Genomic DNA, 16,758 nt, shown 5'->3' on the forward strand with positions numbered 1-16,758 from the left:
GTGGCGGCCGGGATCGCGGCCGCCACGGGCCCGTGGCGGCCGGCTGCACGTTGTCAGTTGCTCCCACCGGTGTTCCGGCCGAGGCGCAGCGCGGAGACGAGGAAGAAGATGCCGCCGAGCAGGGCGTAGCCGGCCAGGTTGCTCAGCGAGGCGTGCGGGACCGAGGCCTGCACGAAGAACGAGATCCCGGCGAGCGTGGAGATGCTGCCGCTGGCGATCATCGCCCACTGGCCTCCGAGGCTGCGTCGCCGCAGAGCCACGCCGAGCTGGACGAGCCCGGCCACCACGGCCCAGACCCCCCACACCTGCAGGACCGCCGGGATGCCGGAGGTGACCCCGACGACCAGCCCGACGGCGGCGATCCCACTGATCGCCATGTTGACATAGAGGCCCACGGCGGACCGGCTTCCCCGGGAGGACCGGGCGTCGACGACGGCGGCGGCCACGTCGAACAGCGGGTAGATCACGAGCAGGGTGGCGCTCACCGGCCCGATGCTCGACGCGGTGACGAAGAGCGCGACGGCCCAGATCAGGGCGAACCCGAAACGGGCGAGGTAGAGCCGGCGAAGCGCCGGCACGACGGTGGCAGCGACAGGGGCAGTGGTCGTGGTCATGGTGCCTCCAGGTAGAAAGACCGTTCTCTCTTGCGGCGCTGAGCGTGACAGACGGCACCGGGTTGTGCAAGACAGAATGTTCTTTCTGCTACTGTCGGCCCATGGCGACGCCGACACGCCCCGCGCCCGACAGCCCGAGCGGCAGCTCGCGGGGACACGGGCGGTCCGAGGCCCGGGAACGGCTGTTGTCCACCGCGAGTGCACTGTTCTATCGCGAGGGGATCCGTGCGGTCGGGGTCGAACGGATCCTCGCCGAGGCCCCGGTCACGCGGGCCACGTTCTACCGGCACTTCCCCTCGAAGGAAGAGCTCGTGCTCGCCTACCTGCGCGGCGTCGACGCCCACATCCGCGCCGACGCGCAGGCCGCCGTCGACGCCGCGCCGTCGCCCGCCGACGCGGTGCGCGCGCTCGGCACCGCCGTCGCCGACGACCTGGCCAGGCCGGAGTTCCGCGGGTGCGCCTTCCTCAAGGCCGCCGCCGAGTACCCCGACCCCGACGACCCGGTACGCCAGGTGGTCCTCGACCACCGAGCCTGGTACGTCGCCACGCTCACCGAGCTCTTCGCGCAGGTCTTCGGCACCTCACCGCGGCGCGGCAAGCCGGAGCACGCCGCTCGGCACTTCGTCATGATGCGCGACGGCGCCATGTCCGGCGCCCACCTCGACGGCGTCGACAGCATCGGCGCGGCGTTCCACCGCGGCGTCGAGGGCCTGCTCACCCTGCTCCACTGAGCACCCGAACAGCATCCGGCGCAGCGACATGGACACATGACGCGGTCGGAAGTGACCTCCGAACAACGTCATGTGTCCATGTCGCGCTCACCAGCGCTCACCAGCGCTCACACGCTGGCGGTGTCCCGGGCCGGCGTCCGGATGACCAGCGCCGCCACCAGGCTCGCCCCGCACAGCAGCGCGAGGTAGAGGGCGATCGGCGTCGAGGATCCGGTGGCCGCGAAGAGGCTGACGGCCACGAGCGGGGTGACGGCGCCACCGACCATGCCGCCGAGCTGGTAGGCGATCGACGCCCCGCTGTAGCGCACTCGGGCGTCGAAGAGCTCGGTGAACAGGCCGCCCTGGGCTCCCGCCATGATCGCCTGCACCACGCCTGCCACCATGAACGCGACGAGTGCCGCGAGCGCGCTGCCCGTGTTGACCAGCCAGAACAGCGGGAACGCCCACACGACGGCCGAGGCGGCGCCGATCGCGTACACGCGCTTGCTGCCCCACCGGTCGGCGCAGCGCGCCGAGACGTAGATGCCCGCGATCCAGAGCACGGTGGACAGCAGGATCAGCGTGAGCAGGGTGCTGCGGTCGAAGCCGACCACGCTCGTGCCGTAGTTCAGCATGTACACCATCACCGTGTAGCCGACCGCGGGCGGCGCGATGGCGGCCAGGCTGGCCAGCACCACCGTGCCCGGTTGCTCGCGGAACAGCGTGGCCACCGGCATCTTGGTGACCTGCTTGTTCTCCTGCACCCGCCGGAACTCCGGGCTCTCGGAGAGCTTGCGGCGCACGACCATCCCGACGACCAGGAGCGCGATGCTCAGCAGGAACGGGATGCGCCACCCCCATGCGGCGAAGTCCTCGTCGGAGAGCCCGGCGATGGCGAGGAACGCCAGGTTGGACGTGAGCAGGCCGATCGGGACGCCGAACTGGGCGAAGCTGCCGAAGAGCGCGCGCTGGCGCGGTGTGGCGTGCTCGGTGGCGACCAGTACCGCGCCGCCCCACTCACCGCCCACGCCGAAGCCCTGCACCAGCCGCAGGAGGATCAGCAGGAGCGGGGCGGCCACCCCGATCGCCGCGTAGGTCGGCAGCACGCCGATGAGGAACGTGGAGAACCCGGTGAGCATCAGGGTGAGGACCAGCATCGCCTTGCGGCCGATGCGGTCACCGAAGTGGCCGATCACCGCGCCGCCGAGCGGCCGCGCGATGAACCCGACGGCGAACGTGCCGAACGCCGCGAGCGTGCCCGCCAGCGGCGAGAACGACGGGTAGAACAGCGGCCCGAACACGAGGGCCGCTGCGGTCCCGAAGATGTAGTAGTCGTACCACTCGATCGAGGTTCCCACGCAGCTGGCGAGCAGCAGTGATCTCCTGCTGGGGGTCGGGTTGGCCACGATGCACCTTCCGCGCTGAGGTCGAGGATGTCGCACAGGAGTAAATAGCTCATCGGCAGCAGACGTCGTCAGACGGTTGCCTCCGCACGAACGGGACGGATGTCGCAGGGGTGCGCAACGGGCCGGAACCCTGCTGCTACTCCCGCGTGACGATCCCTTCCGGGACGCGAAAGGGATATGGCCCCCGTCACTCCCGGCGGCGCATCGTGGTGCCCGCAGCGGACCACCCTCTCCCTGCGATCACGACGTCCCTGCCGGTCCGGCCCGCCGCCCCGTGCGGTCCCGCGCAGACCTCTGGAGCCGATATGAGCATGACGACGCGCGCCGCGATCTGCCGTGAGGCGGGTAGGCCGTGGGAGATCGTCGACCTGGAGCTTGACGACCCGCGGGCGGGTGAGGTGCGGATCCGCATCGAGGTCGCCGGGCTGTGCCACTCCGACGACCACGTGCAGAAGGGCGATGCTCGGATGCGTTTCCCCGTGGTCGGCGGCCACGAGGGCGCCGGCGTCGTCGAGGCGGTGGGGGACGGGGTCACGCGCGTCGCGGTCGGCGACCACGTCGTGTGCGCCTTCATCCCGGCCTGCGGCACCTGCCGCTACTGCTCCACGGGCCGCCAGAACCTCTGTGACGCGGGGAAGAACGCCTCCACCGGCGAGTTCCCCGACGGGACCTTCCGGTTCCACCTCGACGGCGAGGACCTCGGCGGGATGTGCGTGCTCGGCACGTTCTCCCAGCACCTGGTCGTCTCGGAGTTCTCCTGCATCCCGATCCCCGACGACATCCCCTTCGACATCGCGGCGCTGGTGGGCTGCGGCGTCCCGACCGGCTGGGGGTCCGCGGTGCACGCGGCGGGCGTCCGGGCCGGCGAGACCGTGGTCATCTACGGCGCGGGCGGCGTGGGCAGCAACGCGGTGCAGGGCGCCCGGTACGCCGGAGCGAAGAACGTGGTGGTTGTCGACCCGGTGCCGTTCAAGCGCGACATGGCGAAGGTCTTCGGCGCCACGCACACCTTCGCCGACGCTGCCGCCGCGCACGAGTTCGTCGTGGAGACCACGTGGGGTGAGCTCGCCGACCACGCGATCATCACGGTCGGCGTGCTGCACGACGAGGTGATCGACCACGCCATCCAGGTGGTCGGCAAGTGCGGCCAGGTGACGATCACCGCGGTCGGCAACGGATCGATCGACCACCACCCCGGGCCGCTCATCGGCTACCAGCGGCGCGTGCAGGGCGCGATCTTCGGCGGCTGCAACCCGCTGTTCGACGTTCCGCGGCTGCTCGGGCTGTACCGCTCCGGCGACCTCAAGCTCGACGAGCTGATCACCCGCCGGTACCGGCTGGAGGAGGTCAACCAGGGCTACCAGGACATGCTGGACGGCAAGAACGTCCGCGGCGTGATCCTCATCGAGCACTGAGGGCCACGGCGATGACGATCTCCCCTCCGGACACCGGCCTGCTCACCGAGAACGCCCACCTCATCGGGGGAGAGTGGGTCCCGGCGGTGACCGGCGAGACCATCGACGTGCTCGACCCGGCGAGCGGTGACGTGCTCGCCCGCGTTCCCCGGGGCGGTCCGGCGGACGTCGATGCCGCGGTGACGGCCGCCCGGGCCGCGTTCCCGGCGTGGCGCGACACCAACGCGTCCGCCCGTGGCGCGCTGATCGCCCGCTGGGCGGACCTGGTGGGCGAGCACGCCGCCGAGCTCGACCGGCTGGAGTCGCAGGAGGTGGGCCGCCCGCACTGGGGGCCGCCGCCGATGTCGCGCATCCTGCGGTTCGTCGCCGGGCAGGCCGACAAGGTGCAGGGCGTGTCGCTCCCGACGTACACGCCCGACGTGCTGGGGCTGACGCTGCGCGAGCCGTTCGGTGTGGTCGGGAGCGTGATCCCGTGGAACGCGCCCGGCCCGATGTTCGTCAACGACGTCGGGGCGGCGATCGCGGCGGGCAACACGATCGTGATCAAGCCCGCCGAGGACGCCCCGCTCACCCCGCTGGCGCTGGCGCGGCTGGCGCTGGCGGCGGGGATCCCGCCGGGCGTGGTCAACGTGGTCACGGGCTACGGCACCGAGGCGGGCGCGGCGATCCCGGCCCACCCGGGCGTCCGCCGCATGAGCTTCACCGGCTCGCCCGCCGCAGGCGCCTCGGTGATGGAGGCGTGCGCGCGCAGGCTGATCCCGCTGCACCTCGAGCTGGGCGGGAAGTCGCCGCAGGTGGTGTTCGCCGACGCCGACCTCGACGTCGCGGTCCCGGCGATGGTCGCAGGCATCACCCTCAACACCGGGCAGATCTGCGCCGCGGGCTCGCGCGTCGTCGTCGACCGGGCGGTGCACGCCGAGGTGGTGGGGCGCCTGGCCGACCACATGGGGCGGGTCCGGGTCGGGCCGTGGCACGAGCAGGTGCAGATGGGTCCACTGATCAACGCGAAGCAGCAGGACAGGGTGCTGGACTACGTGCGGCTGGGCCTGCAGGAGGGCGCCGATCTCGTCACCGGTGGCGGCACCCCTGACGGCGAGGTGTTCGCGCGCGGGTTCTTCGTCGAGCCCACGCTGTTCGACCGGGTCGGGCCGGACATGCGCATCGCGCAGGAGGAGATCTTCGGCCCGGTGCTGTCGGTGATCCCGGTCGACTCCGAGGCGGAGGCGCTGGAGGTCGCCAACGGCACCGACTACGGCCTGGTCGCCTCGGTCTGGACACGCGACGTCGGGCGTGCGGTACGGATGTCGCGCCGTTTGGCAGCCGGCCAGGTCGCGGTGAACGCCGCTCTCGGCGCCGGGGTGATCGGCGGTCCGTTCGGGGGCTACAAGGGCAGCGGGTTCGGCCGGACCATGGGCGCCGACGCCGTGCTCGAGTACACGCAGGTCAAGACGGTGTCGCTCCGTGGGTAGGGGTGATGGCGTGCGGCTGCGCGTGCTGATGGAGCCGCGCCACGGTGCCCGCTACGAGGAGATCCTGGCGCTGGCACTGGCCACCGAGCAGGCGGGTTTCGACGCGTTCTTCCGTTCCGACCACCTCCTCGGCGTCGACCCGGCGGATCCCACGTTCCGCCCCACCGACTGCTGGACGACGCTCGGCGGCCTGGCCCGCGAGACGTCGCGCGTGCGGATCGGGGCGCTGGTGGGCGCGGCGACGTTCCGCGTGCCCGGCCTGCTCGCCACGATCGTCGCCTCGGTCGACGAGATGAGCGGCGGCCGGGTGGAGCTCGGGCTGGGCACCGGGTGGTTCGCGAGGGAGCACGCGGCGTTCGGCATCCCGTTCCCGCCGACCGGCGAGCGCTTCGACCGGCTGGAGGAGCAGCTGGCGGTGATCACGGGACTGTGGCGCACGCCGACGGGCGACGCCGCCGGGTTCTCCTTCGATGGCGCGCACTACCGCATCGAGGCCAACCGCACCCCGCCGCAGCCGTTCCAGGACCCGCACCCGCCGATCATCATCGGTGGCGCCGGGCCGCGGCGCACTCCGGCGATCGCGGCCCGCTACGCCGACGAGTTCAACGGCGCGCTGACGTTCGGGGACCGCACCGGCGTGGCGCTCCGGGAGCGCTTCGCGGGGTTCGCGCGGGCGTGCGAGGCGATCGGCCGCGACCCGGACGAGGCACGCCGCTCGGCCGTGCTGCCCGTCGCCTGCGGTGCGACGCCCGCCGAGGCGCAGCGCCGCGCGGAGGTGATGGGCTCGGAGCTGATGCGCTCGACAGCCGCGATCGGGTCGCCCGCGCAGGTGACCGATCTGGTCGGCGCACTGGCCGAGGCCGGAGCGGACACCGTCTACCTGCACATCTACGACATCCACGACCTGGACCACATCGCCCTGATCGGCGCCGAGGTCCTCCCGCACGTCACGAGCACACCGGAGAGGACAGGCGTCCGATGAGCAGCAGCACCATCACCACCCGCGCCGCGATCGCGCGGCAGCCGCACACCGGCTGGGAACTCACCGAGCTGACCCTCGACGCCCCGAGGTCGCACGAGGTGCGGGTCCGCTTCCATGCCGCCGGGCTCTGCCACTCCGACGACCACATCACGCACGGCGACGCCCCCGTCCGGTTCCCGATCGTCGGCGGGCACGAGGGCGCCGGCGTGGTCGAGTCGGTGGGTCCGGACGTGCGCCGGGTCAAGCCGGGCGACCGGATCATCTGCTCCTACATCCCGGCGTGCGGCGGGTGCAGGCCGTGCTCCACGGGGCACCAGAACATGTGCGTGAAGGGCCTCAACGCCGGCACCGGGATGTTCCTGGACGGCACCTTCCGGTTCCACCACGGCGAGGAGGACCTCGGCGGGTTCTGCACGGTCGGGTCGTTCTCCGAGTACGCGGTGGTGTCGGAGTGGGCCTGCATCCCGCTGCCCGACGACATCCCGTTCGAGATCGGCGCGCTGGTCGGCTGCGGGGTGCCCACCGGCTGGGGCTCCGCCGTGTACGCCGCTGGCGTGCGGGCCGGGGACACCGTGGTGATCTACGGCGCCGGTGGCGTGGGCAGCAACGCCGTGCAGGGCGCGCGCTACGCGGGCGCCAAGAACGTGGTGGTCGTGGACCCGGTCGAGTTCAAGCGGGACATGGCGAAGGTCTTCGGCGCCACCCACACGTTCGCCGACGCCCGCGAGGCGCACGACTTCGTGGTCGAGACCACCTGGGGGCAGCTCGCCGACCACGCGATCTGCACGCCCGGCGTGCTCACCAACGACGTGGTGGACGCCGCGGTGCAGGTGGTCGGCAAGGCGGGGAAGGTGACGATCACCGCGGTCGGGAAGCTCGGAGAACGCGCCGTCAAGGTGCACGCCGGTTTCATGATCCTCTACCAGCGCCAGGTGCGCGGCGCCCTGTTCGGCGACTGCAACCCCCTCTACGACGTGCCGAAGCTGCTGGGGCTCTACCGGTCCGGTGATCTCAAGCTCGACGAGCTGATCACCCGCCGGTACTCCCTCGACGAGCTCAACGCGGGCTACCGCGACATGGCCGACGGCAAGAACATCCGCGGCGTCCTGATCCACGAGCGCTGACGGTCGGGCGCCGAGGTCCACGAGCCCCGAGACCCGAGAGGAGCACCGTGGTCACACCGAGCTTCACCGCGCCAGAGGACCGCGAGACCGTCACCGAACTGCTGCGCGCGCAGCTCGAGGGGCTGCCCGCCCGGTCGCCGTTCTACGCCGACCTGTTCGGAACGCACGGCGTGTCGGCCGCGGCCTTCACGTCCCTGCACGACCTGGGCAAGTTCCCGTTCACCACCAAGCAGAGGCTGCGTGACTCGCAGGCCGCCGCCCCGCCGCTCGGTCACCACGCCGGGGTGGACATGACCGAGGTCATCCGCGTGCACGCCTCCACCGGCACCACCGGGCGCCCCAGCTGGGTCGGGGTGACGCGGCGGGACGCGGCCGCGTGGACGGACATGGTGGCACGGGCGTTCCGCACGATGGGCGCGACCCGCGAGGACGTGGTGCTGCACGCCGCGGGGCTCACGCTCTTCGTCGGTGGGCTGCCGATCCGGGACGCGCTGGAGCGGATCGGCGCCACCCTGGTGCCGATCGGCACGGGGGCCTCGGAGAAGGCGGTGCTCGCGCTGGAGACGCTCGGGGTCACCGCGTTGCACTCCACGCCGTCCTACGCGCGCTACCTCGCCGAGCACCTGCGGGCACAGGGGCGCGACCCGAAGGAGTTCGGCCTGCGCAAGGTGTTCGTCGGTGGTGAACCCGGCGGGGGAGAACCGGCCTTCCGGGCGCACGTCGAGCAGGAGTGGGGGGCCCCGGTCACGGAGGGCCTCGGCAACGCCGACATGGCCCCGGTGCTCTTCGGCGAGGCGCCGGGCAGCGGCGGGATGCGGTTCACCGGCGGCCGGCACGTCCTCGTCGAGCTGATCGACCCGGACAGCGGGGAACCCGTCGACGCGGAGCCGGGTGCCACCGGCGAGCTCGTCTACACGTCGGTGGACCGGGAGTGCTGCCCGCTGGTGCGCTTCCGCACCCGCGACCGCGTGGTCGTCACCGGGCTCTCCGGCAGCGGGGCGCCGCTGATCCGCTGTGTCGGGCGCACCGACGACATGCTGATCGTGCTCGGGGTGAACGTCTTCCCCTCCGCGGTGCGCGATCTCGTCCAGACACTGCATCCGCGCACCACCGGGGCCGTGCAGATCGTGCTCCCGCGGCCGGGTCCCCGGGTCGAGCCGCCGCTGCAGGTGGAGGCCGAGTGGGGCGAGGACACGGCCGACCAGGAGCAGCTCGGCCGGGACATCGAGGCGCTGGTCCGGTCCCGGCTCTCGGTGCGGGCCGCGGTGACGCTCGTGCCGCCCGGGTCGATCGAGCGCTCCCAGATGAAGTCCCGCCTGACCCGCCTGGCGACCTGACAGAAGGAGCTCACGAGTGCCGAACGCGATCCTCGACCCCACCGGCCGGACACCCGCGCCCGAGGCCACCCCGGCGTCGGCCCCCCGGGCGGCCCGGCGTCCCGATCTCACCGGAGCGCGGGTCGGCCTGCTGGAGAACACCAAGCAGAACGCCGCGCTGCTGCTCCAGGAGGTCGCGACGCTGCTCGTGGCCGAGCACGGTGCCGCAGGCGTCGCGCTGATGCGCACCAAGCAGGCCTTCGCGCTGCCCGCGCCCGACGAGCTGGTCGCCGAGTACGCGGACGCCTGCGACGTCGTGGTCACCGGCGTCGGGGACTGCGGCTCGTGCAGCGCCTCCGCCGTCGCCGACGGGGTGCTCTTCGAGGCCGCCGGCGTGCCGGCCGCCGTGATCTGCAGCGACGCGTTCATCGCCACCGCGGACGCGATGGCGGGGCTGCGCGGTGCGCCCGGCTACCGCTACGTCACCACGGAGCACCCGGTGGCGGTACTGACACCGCAGCAGGTGCAGGAGCGGGCGAAGCACGTGGTGGCCGGGGTGGTCGCACTGCTGACGGAGCCGCGCCCGTGACGGAACCGGATCCCGACGCCGCGCAGGCCGCCATCGAGCACTGCTACGACCAGGGCTGGTCCGACGGGCTGCCGCTGGTCCCGGCGTCGCGTCCGCTGGTGGACCGCTTCCTCGCCACCGTCGACCGGCCTGCCGACGACGTGATCGGCGTGCTCCCGCAGCTCGACCGCTCGGTCACCGTGGAGCTGGCGGCGATCAACGCGGCCATGGCGGGCTGCCGCCCGGAGTACTTCCCGGTGGTGCTCGCCACCTGGGAGGCACTGGTGCGCGAGCGCTCCACCGGCGGCGGGGGCTGGCAGTCCACGAGCGGGCCCGCCCCGCTGATCGTGGTGAACGGCCCGGTGCGCGAGGAGCTCGGCTTCAACCGGGCGGGCGGGGCGTTCGGTCCCGGGTTCCGGGCGAACGCGACGGTCGCGCGGGCGATCGGGCTGATCGTCCGCAACGCCTACGGGATCCACCCGCACGTCCTGGAGCAGGCCACCCAGGGACTGCCAGGGCGATGGTCGATCTGCATCGCCGAGAACGAGGAGGAGAGCCCCTGGGAGCCGTTGTCGGCCGAGGGCGGGATCCCCGCCGGCACGTCGGCGGTGTCGGCGACCCTCCTGCGCACCTGCGAGTTCGTGGACAACCGGCACACCGGCAGCGCGGAGCAGCTCCTCACCGACTTCGCCGACACGATCTCCCGCACCGGCGCCTGGATCTTCCGGCACGCCTCGGCGGGCATCGTGTTCTGCCCGGAGCACGCCCAGCTGCTCGCGGGCGCCGGCTTCGGCCGCGCGCAGGTGCGGGGATGGCTCGCCGAGCACTGCGGGCGCACCGTGAGCGACCTCGCCCGGGCGGGCAAGGACGGCCTCGGTGACAACGGTGTGCGGCACGCGAGCGGGGAGCGCCCCGAGGGGTTCGACCGGCTACTGCCGTCGGCCGACCGGGAGAACCTGCTCATCGCCGTGGCCGGCGCGCGCAACGCCGGGATCTCGATGGTCGTGCGGCTGTTCTCGGGCTGGTCGGGAGCCGCGGTCCCGGTACAGGCGCGTTCGGCGGCACAGCTGGAGGAGGTGCACCCGTGACGGATCCACTCGCCGACCCCTTCGCCGACGCGGGACCGCTCCTGATGGCGGGCCGGACGGCGCTCGTCACCGGCGCCGGGCAGAACGGCACGCTGCCCGGCGTCGGCTACGCGACGAGCCGGGTGCTCGCCGCGCAGGGCGCCCGGGTCGTGGTCCTCGACCGGGACGCGGGCGCGGCGGTCCGCACCGTCGAGCGGATCCGCGCCGGCGGCGGCACGGCACACGCGCTGGTCGCGGACGTCACCGACGACGCCGCGTGCGCGCGGGCCGTCGCCGAGGTCGTGGAGCGCTTCGGGGTGCTGGACGCGCTGGTCAACAACGTGGCCGCAGGGGACAGGGCCGGGCTCTTCGAGGTGACCCCGGAACGGTTCGACGAGCTCGTCGCGGTCAACCTGAAGTCGGCGTGGCAGGTCACCCGGCACGCCGTGCCCGTGCTGCCGCCCGGCAGCGCGATCGTGAACATCTCCTCGGTCGGCGTGCGGATGCGCGGTCCCGGGATGGTCTACAGCGTCGCCAAGGCGGGGCTGGAGAACCTCACCGACGGCGCGGCCAGCACGCTGGGCCCGCAGGGCATCCGGGTCAACTGCGTGCAGGTCGGCGCCATCTGGGGCGCCTTCGCCGCCGCCAACATGCCCGAGGAGATGCGCGAGCCGCGCCGGCAGGGCACGGCCTTGAAGACCGAGGGCACGGCATGGGACATCGCCCATGCCGCCCTCTTCCTGCTCAGCGACCGAGCCCGGTGGATCTCCGGCCACACGCTCACCGTCGAGGGCGGGCCGCCACACCGGTTCCCGCCCGGCCCTCCGATCACCGCCGTACCGGCCGTGGCGCCCGCAGCGGCGCCCGTGGGAAGGAGCAGTTGATGGCTGACACCGTCCGCGCCGCCGTGCAGGTCGGCCCCCGCACCATCGAGATCCGTGAGTTCCCCCGGCCGGTGATCGGCCCGGACGACGGGCTGCTGCGCGTGGAGGCCAACGGCATCTGCGGCAGCGACGTCGAGTCCTACCGCGGCCACCTGAGGATGGGCGGTGGCGGCCCGACGGTGCCGGGGCACGAGCCGCTCGGGATCATCGAGGAGATCGGGGAGCGCGCCGCGGAGCGCTGGGGCGTGCAGCCGGGTGACCGGGTCGCGCTCGAGGTGATCGTGCCGTGCCGCTCCTGCCACGACTGCCTCACCGGGCGCTACCAGGCCTGCCGCAACCGCCGTTACGGACACGGGGTCACCGGCGTGGACGTGGCGCCGAGCCTGTGGGGCGGGCTCGCCGAGCACCTGTACCTGACGCCGGGTGCCGTGCTGCACAAGGTGGACAAGACGCTGCCCGCTGAGCTCGCGGTGATGTTCAACCCGCTCGGCGCAGGTGTCCGCTGGGCGCTGCACCTCGGCGGGGTGGGGATCGGCGACACGGTGCTCGTGCTCGGCGCGGGACAGCGGGGGATCGCCTCGGTGATCGCCGCGCGTGCCGCAGGCGCGGGCACCGTCGTCGTCACCGGCCTGGAGTCCGACGCCCACAAGCTCGCCCTCGCCCGCGAGTTCGGGGCCGACCACACGATCGTCGTGGACGGGGACGCGGCCGAGGACGTGGTCGAGCGGGTCCGCGAGATCACCGACGGGGCGCTGGCCGACGTCGTGCTGGAGCTGACCCCGATGGCCACCGAGCCGGTGACCCACGCGCTGCAGGCGGTCAAGCACGGCGGCCAGGTCGTGCTCGCCGGGCTCAAGGGCGGGCGCGAGGTGCCGCTGCGCACCGACCTGATCATCAACAAGGCGATCAAGGTGGTCGGGGCCTACGGCGTCGACGCCCGCGGCTACGCGGAGGCGATCGCGATCATCGAGTCCCGCCGCTTCCCGCTGGAGAAGATGCACACCCACACGTTCGGGCTCGACGACACCGCGCTGGCCATGGAGACCCTCGCCGGTGAGGTGCCGGGCGAGGCAGCGGTGCACGTCTCGGTCCACCCCAACGGTTAGGAACCAGCATGCTGGTCGACGCCCACGCCCACCTGCTGCCCCGCGACTACCCGGCCGACGCCCCGGAGTGCTTCCCGCGGATGGAGCCGATCGACGGCGACACCGCGCGCACGCTGCTGTTCGGGGCGATGCGCTACCGGGCGCGTGACGTGTTCTTCGACGCGGAGCGGCGCGTCGCCGCGCAGGACGCGTCCGGCGTCGACATGGAGGTGGTCACGCCGATGCCGCCGCTGCTGCGCTACGACCTGCCCGCCGCCGACGGGCTGTCGCTCGCCCGGCACGTGAACGAGTTCGCCGCCACGCTGAGTGCCGCGGCCCCGGACCGGCTGGTCGGGCTCGGCATGGTGCCGATGCAGAACCCGGACGCCGCCACGGCCGAACTGGCGGCGATCCGGGACCAGGGCCTGCATGGCGTGGAGATCGCCTCGAACGTGCTCGGCGCCTCGATCGGCGACGAGCGGTTCCTGCCGTTCTTCGCCGAGGCGGAGCGCCTGGACCTCGCGGTGTTCGTGCACGCCATGCCCGCACTGACCGACCGGCTCCCGGCGTCGGCGATGGGGACCTACGTCGTCGGCGTCGAGGGTGCGCTGGCCGCCGCGTCGATGATCGCGGGCGGCACCGCGGGCAAGTGCCCTGACCTGCGCATCTCCTTCAGCCACGCGGCCGGGGGGTTCCCGCTGATGCTGCCGCGCGCCCAGTACTTCTGGGGCGGGGCGTGGAACGAGGAACCGGCCGTCCCCGAACGCGCCATCGCGCACGACGACGGCCCGTCCCCGATCGAGTACGCGCGCCGCTTCTACTACGACTCGCTGGTCTTCGACCGCCGCGCGATCCGCTACCTGATCGACCTCCTCGGGCCCGACCGGCTGCTGGTCGGGTCCGACTTCCCGGCGATGCCTCGCGAGGATCCCGCCGGGAGAACGCTGCGCGGCATGGACCTGCCGGCCGACGTCCTGGCCGCGATCACCGGGGAGAACGCCCTGCGCTGGCTCGGCCTCGCCCTCCCCACCCCGCCCCCGTAGCGCCCGCCCCCCGGTTGCAGCAAAGCCACTTTGACGCAACGAGGTTGCATGAAAGTGGCTTTGCTGCAATCCCGGGGTGCGGTTCAGCCGGCCAGCGACGCCGAGATCGAGCGGGACGCCTCCGCCAGCACCGCCGCCAGCTCGCGGGGGCGCGCGTCGTCGGCCTCGACGACCACGGAGATCGCGGCGGCCACCTCGCCGCGACGGCCCAGCACCGGGACCGCCACCACGATGTCGGGCAGGGTGATCTGGCCACGGGCCACGGCCACCCCGGTCCGGCGGACCTGCGCGAGGCGCCTGCGCAGCTCCGCGGGATCGACCACGGTCAGGGGGCTGAACCGGGTGAGAGGCGAGCGCAGCACCTGTTCCTGCAGCTCGCGGTGGGCGTGGGCGAGCAGGACGAGGCCGGTGCCGGTGGCGTGCATCGGCCAGCGGTCCCCGACATGGCTGTCCACCGGCTTGCGCACCCGCGCCCGGATCGCCTCGATGTAGACGACCTCGAGCCCGTCGCGCACGCCGAGGTGGACGTTGCCGTGGGTGGTCTGGTGCAGGTCCTCGAGGTACGGGAAGGCGGCGTCGCGCAGCCCGAGGCCCCGGGGTGCGAGCGCGGACAGCTCGAGCAGCCGCAGCCCCACGGAGTAGCGGCCGGAGTCGTCGCGCTCCAGCGCTCCCCAGACCACCAGTTCGCGGACCAGCCGGTGCGTGGTCGGCAGGGTGAGCCCGGCGCGGCGGGAGATCTCGCTGAGCGTCAGCGTCCGGTGGGCGGGCCCGAACGCGTCGAGCACGGCGAGCACGCGTCCCGCGGCGGTCACCCGGCTGCCGCCGTCGCCGGGCCCGGGGGAACGGATGGGCCGAGGTCCCTCCGTCACGGTCATGTCGCACCTTCCCCAGGTCGTCACTGTGGACAGACGGAGCCGCGGGGGCCGCGCTACCCGCTCGGCGGCGGGATGAGGCCTTCCCGGATCGCGACCAGCGCCGCCTGCGTGCGTGAGGAGAGCTGCAGCTTGGTGAGCACGTGGCTCACGTGGGTGCGGGCGGTGCGGTCGCTGATGAACAGCTCGGCGGCGATCTGGCGGTTGGACATCCCGCGGGCCACCAGGGTGAGCACCGTGCGCTCGCGTGCGGTGAGGGAGGCCAGCCCGGACGACGGTGAGACCAGCTGCCGGGTCAGCCGGCCCGCGACGGCGGGGTCGAGGTGCACCTCGCCGCGGGCGGCGGCGCGGATCGCGGCGGCCACCTCATCGGGGTCGGCGTCCTTGAGCAGGTATCCCGCCGCGCCGGCCTGCAGCGCGGCGTAGACCCGCTCGACCTCGCCGAAGCTCGTCAGCATCACGACGCGCACGTCCGGGTAGGAGTCGAGGATCGCCCCGATCGCGCTGATCCCGTCCATCTCGGGCATCAGCACGTCCATGAGCACGACCTGCGGCAGCCGGTTCTCCGTTGCGAGGCGCCGGAGCTGGACCAGCGCGTCCCGGCCGTTGACCGCCTCCGCGACGGCCTCGATGCCGTCGGCGCTCTCCAGGTAGGCGGCGAGCCCGCGACGCACGACGGCGTGGTCGTCGACGACGAGCACTCCGATCACGCCCGCCACGGACGTCATCACCGGGCACCTCCCGGGAGCGCGACGGGGATCGTGACCTCGACGCGGCAACCGGGCGCGGTGTCCCGGATCTCCATGCGCCCTCCCCAGCCGCGGGCCCTGGCCTGCATGGAGACGAGGCCGAGCGCCCCGGTGCGCGGGGGACGGCCGTCGAGGCCGGTGCCGTTGTCGGTGACCTCCACGAGGAGCTGGTCGCGGACCGAGTCGCCCGCGCTGCTGATGCGGATGGCCACCTGTGTCGCGTGCGCGTGCTTCACCACGTTGTGCAGCGCCTCCTGGATGATCCGGTACAGGTCCTCCTGCAGCTCCGCAGGCAGCAGGTCGAGCCGCTCCGCCACCTCGACGTCGATGCACAGTCCCGACATCGACTGCACCGAGTCGGCGTGCGCCAGCACGGCGTCGCCGAGGCCGCGCTCGACCAGCTCGACGGGGTGCAACTGGTGGACGAGGCTGCGCAGGTCGGCCAGCGCGTTCTGCGCGAGGCCGAGCAGTTCGTCGGCGACCGCCTGCACGCGCTCGGGGCTGCTCGCGCGGCCCGAGGCCACCTGGGAGCGCAGGGCCTTGGCCTGCATCCGCATCGAGAAGACCTGCTGCACCACCGAGTCGTGCAGCTCGCGGGCGAGCCGGGCGCGTTCGGCGAGCTGGGCGTCGTGCCGTGACCGGGCGAGCAGGTCGGCGGAGTCGACGGCCATCGCGGCCTGGTCCGCCATCGCGTCGAGGAACTCCAATGCGGCGCCGCCCGGGTTCTCCCCCGGCTCGTAGAAGGCGTTCAGCACACCCACGGCCCGGCCACGGACGACGAGCGGGACGGCGACGAAACAGTCCCACCGCGGCGCGCCCATGATCGCGTGCAGCGGCGCCCAGCTCGGGTCGCTGAGCACCGCGGCCTTGCGGTGGGCCACCACGATGCGCCGCCTGCTGCGGAAGGCCTCGACGAACATCAGGCGGGCGCCCAGGCGGCGGCACTCCTCCAGCCGGTCGGTGAAGTCCTCGGCGTCGGTGAACCCGGCCTTGCCCACCACGCGCATGCTGCCGCCCTCGACCCGCAGGATCTGCACGGCGGCGATGTGCTCGGCCTGGACGACCTCGCGGGCGACGACGTCGAGGGTCACGCTCAGCGAGCCTGCGTCCGCCACGCTGGACGCGGCACGGGCGATGGCGGCCAGCCGGCGTTGCCCCCGCCGGTCGTCCTCCGAGCGCCCGTGGTGCAGTGGCTCGCCGCACATCGGACAGCCCGGGGGTTCGAGCCCCCGGTCCGATCCGTCCGCGACTACCTGCTGCACCACGCCGACCCCTTCGTCGAAGCGCTCGCCCGCCACTCTGATCCAGTCTCACGAGCCGAGTGGACCGTCACAAGACTCCCGGCCCGGTTCGCCCAGGTCGGCCGGGAACGGCAGGACGACCCGCGACAGATGTCGTAGGCGGATCACGTCCTGCGTTGCGGTGTGGCGTCAGGGAGCGGCATGGCCGGTGCC

The 16,758-nt window shown here is 73.0% G+C and carries 16 protein-coding genes; 11 read left to right on the forward strand and 5 right to left on the reverse strand.

From position 1 onward, the window contains the following. Positions 1-53: 53 nt before the first annotated feature. The gene (locus AC5L35_RS28070) at positions 54-614 is read right to left on the reverse strand and encodes a hypothetical protein (RefSeq protein WP_495062710.1); all 561 of its coding nucleotides are present in this window, start codon (positions 612-614) and stop codon (positions 54-56) included. Between the two features lie 101 nt (positions 615-715). On the opposite strand from AC5L35_RS28070, the gene AC5L35_RS28075 reads away from it, so the two are divergent. Then, complete coding sequence (locus AC5L35_RS28075) at positions 716-1,345, forward strand: TetR/AcrR family transcriptional regulator (RefSeq protein ID WP_495062711.1); 630 nt, start codon at positions 716-718, stop codon at positions 1,343-1,345. Positions 1,346-1,452: 107 nt separating this feature from the next. Here the strand turns inward: AC5L35_RS28075 and AC5L35_RS28080 are convergent, their stop codons facing one another. Then, positions 1,453-2,730, reverse strand: coding sequence for an MFS transporter (locus AC5L35_RS28080; protein ID WP_495062712.1), 1,278 nt, complete (start codon positions 2,728-2,730; stop codon positions 1,453-1,455). 305 nt (positions 2,731-3,035) lie between these two features. On the opposite strand from AC5L35_RS28080, the gene AC5L35_RS28085 reads away from it, so the two are divergent. From AC5L35_RS28085 to AC5L35_RS28130, 10 genes are read left to right on the forward strand one after another with little or no spacing between them, the layout of a single operon-like run. After that, a complete protein-coding gene (locus tag AC5L35_RS28085) occupies positions 3,036-4,145 on the forward strand; it encodes an NDMA-dependent alcohol dehydrogenase (RefSeq protein WP_495062713.1) in 1,110 nt (369 codons plus the stop codon). Between the two features lie 11 nt (positions 4,146-4,156). Next, positions 4,157-5,614 (forward strand): aldehyde dehydrogenase family protein, encoded by a 1,458-nt coding sequence (locus AC5L35_RS28090; RefSeq protein WP_495062714.1) that lies wholly within the window; start codon positions 4,157-4,159, stop codon positions 5,612-5,614. A 10-nt stretch (positions 5,615-5,624) separates the two neighbouring features. After that, positions 5,625-6,596: a TIGR03560 family F420-dependent LLM class oxidoreductase gene (locus tag AC5L35_RS28095; RefSeq protein ID WP_495062776.1), complete on the forward strand. Its 972-nt coding sequence runs from the start codon at positions 5,625-5,627 to the stop codon at positions 6,594-6,596. Continuing rightward, positions 6,593-7,720: an NDMA-dependent alcohol dehydrogenase gene (locus AC5L35_RS28100; RefSeq protein WP_495062715.1), complete on the forward strand. Its 1,128-nt coding sequence runs from the start codon at positions 6,593-6,595 to the stop codon at positions 7,718-7,720. The genes AC5L35_RS28095 and AC5L35_RS28100 overlap by 4 nt, the downstream gene beginning before the upstream one ends. Before the next feature lie 47 nt (positions 7,721-7,767). Next, positions 7,768-9,057, forward strand: coding sequence for a phenylacetate--CoA ligase family protein (locus tag AC5L35_RS28105; RefSeq protein WP_495062716.1), 1,290 nt, complete (start codon positions 7,768-7,770; stop codon positions 9,055-9,057). Between the two features lie 16 nt (positions 9,058-9,073). Next, the gene (locus AC5L35_RS28110; protein ID WP_495062717.1) at positions 9,074-9,625 is read left to right on the forward strand and encodes a UGSC family (seleno)protein; all 552 of its coding nucleotides are present in this window, start codon (positions 9,074-9,076) and stop codon (positions 9,623-9,625) included. Further along, positions 9,622-10,692, forward strand: a complete 1,071-nt coding sequence (locus tag AC5L35_RS28115; RefSeq protein ID WP_495062718.1) for a hypothetical protein — start codon at positions 9,622-9,624, stop codon at positions 10,690-10,692. Before AC5L35_RS28110 ends, AC5L35_RS28115 begins: the two co-directional genes overlap by 4 nt. Continuing rightward, on the forward strand, positions 10,689-11,555 hold the full coding sequence (locus AC5L35_RS28120; protein WP_495062719.1) for an SDR family NAD(P)-dependent oxidoreductase: 867 nt from the start codon (positions 10,689-10,691) through the stop codon (positions 11,553-11,555). The genes AC5L35_RS28115 and AC5L35_RS28120 overlap by 4 nt, the downstream gene beginning before the upstream one ends. Then, positions 11,555-12,661, forward strand: coding sequence for a zinc-dependent alcohol dehydrogenase (locus tag AC5L35_RS28125; RefSeq protein ID WP_495062720.1), 1,107 nt, complete (start codon positions 11,555-11,557; stop codon positions 12,659-12,661). Before AC5L35_RS28120 ends, AC5L35_RS28125 begins: the two co-directional genes overlap by 1 nt. Positions 12,662-12,669: 8 nt before the next feature. After that, positions 12,670-13,683 (forward strand): amidohydrolase family protein, encoded by a 1,014-nt coding sequence (locus AC5L35_RS28130; protein WP_495062721.1) that lies wholly within the window; start codon positions 12,670-12,672, stop codon positions 13,681-13,683. A gap of 83 nt (positions 13,684-13,766) precedes the next feature. On the opposite strand, the gene AC5L35_RS28135 is transcribed toward AC5L35_RS28130, so the two are convergent. The 3 genes from AC5L35_RS28135 to AC5L35_RS28145 are packed head-to-tail and all read right to left on the reverse strand — an operon-like array spanning position 13,767 to position 16,602. Beyond that, positions 13,767-14,558 carry an IclR family transcriptional regulator gene (locus AC5L35_RS28135; protein WP_495062722.1) on the reverse strand — a complete coding sequence of 264 codons (792 nt, stop codon included), beginning with the start codon at positions 14,556-14,558 and terminating at the stop codon, positions 13,767-13,769. 53 nt (positions 14,559-14,611) lie between these two features. Further along, entirely contained in the window at positions 14,612-15,283 is a 672-nt protein-coding gene (locus AC5L35_RS28140) for a response regulator (protein WP_495062723.1), read from the reverse strand. Next, the gene (locus tag AC5L35_RS28145) at positions 15,283-16,602 is read right to left on the reverse strand and encodes a GAF domain-containing sensor histidine kinase (RefSeq protein ID WP_495062724.1); all 1,320 of its coding nucleotides are present in this window, start codon (positions 16,600-16,602) and stop codon (positions 15,283-15,285) included. Before AC5L35_RS28145 ends, AC5L35_RS28140 begins: the two co-directional genes overlap by 1 nt. Positions 16,603-16,758: the final 156 nt, after the last annotated feature.

This window comes from Pseudonocardia sp. OZ21 (assembly GCF_059359135.1).

Coding starts and splice junctions, on each gene's coding strand:
- AC5L35_RS28085 (WP_495062713.1), top strand. CDS start 3,036: ATGAGCATGACGACGCGCGCCGCGATCTGCCGTGAGGCGGGTAGGCCG.
- AC5L35_RS28070 (WP_495062710.1), bottom strand. CDS start 614: ATGACCACGACCACTGCCCCTGTCGCTGCCACCGTCGTGCCGGCGCTT.
- AC5L35_RS28125 (WP_495062720.1), top strand. CDS start 11,555: ATGGCTGACACCGTCCGCGCCGCCGTGCAGGTCGGCCCCCGCACCATC.
- AC5L35_RS28075 (WP_495062711.1), top strand. CDS start 716: ATGGCGACGCCGACACGCCCCGCGCCCGACAGCCCGAGCGGCAGCTCG.
- AC5L35_RS28135 (WP_495062722.1), bottom strand. CDS start 14,558: ATGACCGTGACGGAGGGACCTCGGCCCATCCGTTCCCCCGGGCCCGGC.
- AC5L35_RS28130 (WP_495062721.1), top strand. CDS start 12,670: ATGCTGGTCGACGCCCACGCCCACCTGCTGCCCCGCGACTACCCGGCC.
- AC5L35_RS28100 (WP_495062715.1), top strand. CDS start 6,593: ATGAGCAGCAGCACCATCACCACCCGCGCCGCGATCGCGCGGCAGCCG.
- AC5L35_RS28090 (WP_495062714.1), top strand. CDS start 4,157: ATGACGATCTCCCCTCCGGACACCGGCCTGCTCACCGAGAACGCCCAC.
- AC5L35_RS28140 (WP_495062723.1), bottom strand. CDS start 15,283: ATGACGTCCGTGGCGGGCGTGATCGGAGTGCTCGTCGTCGACGACCAC.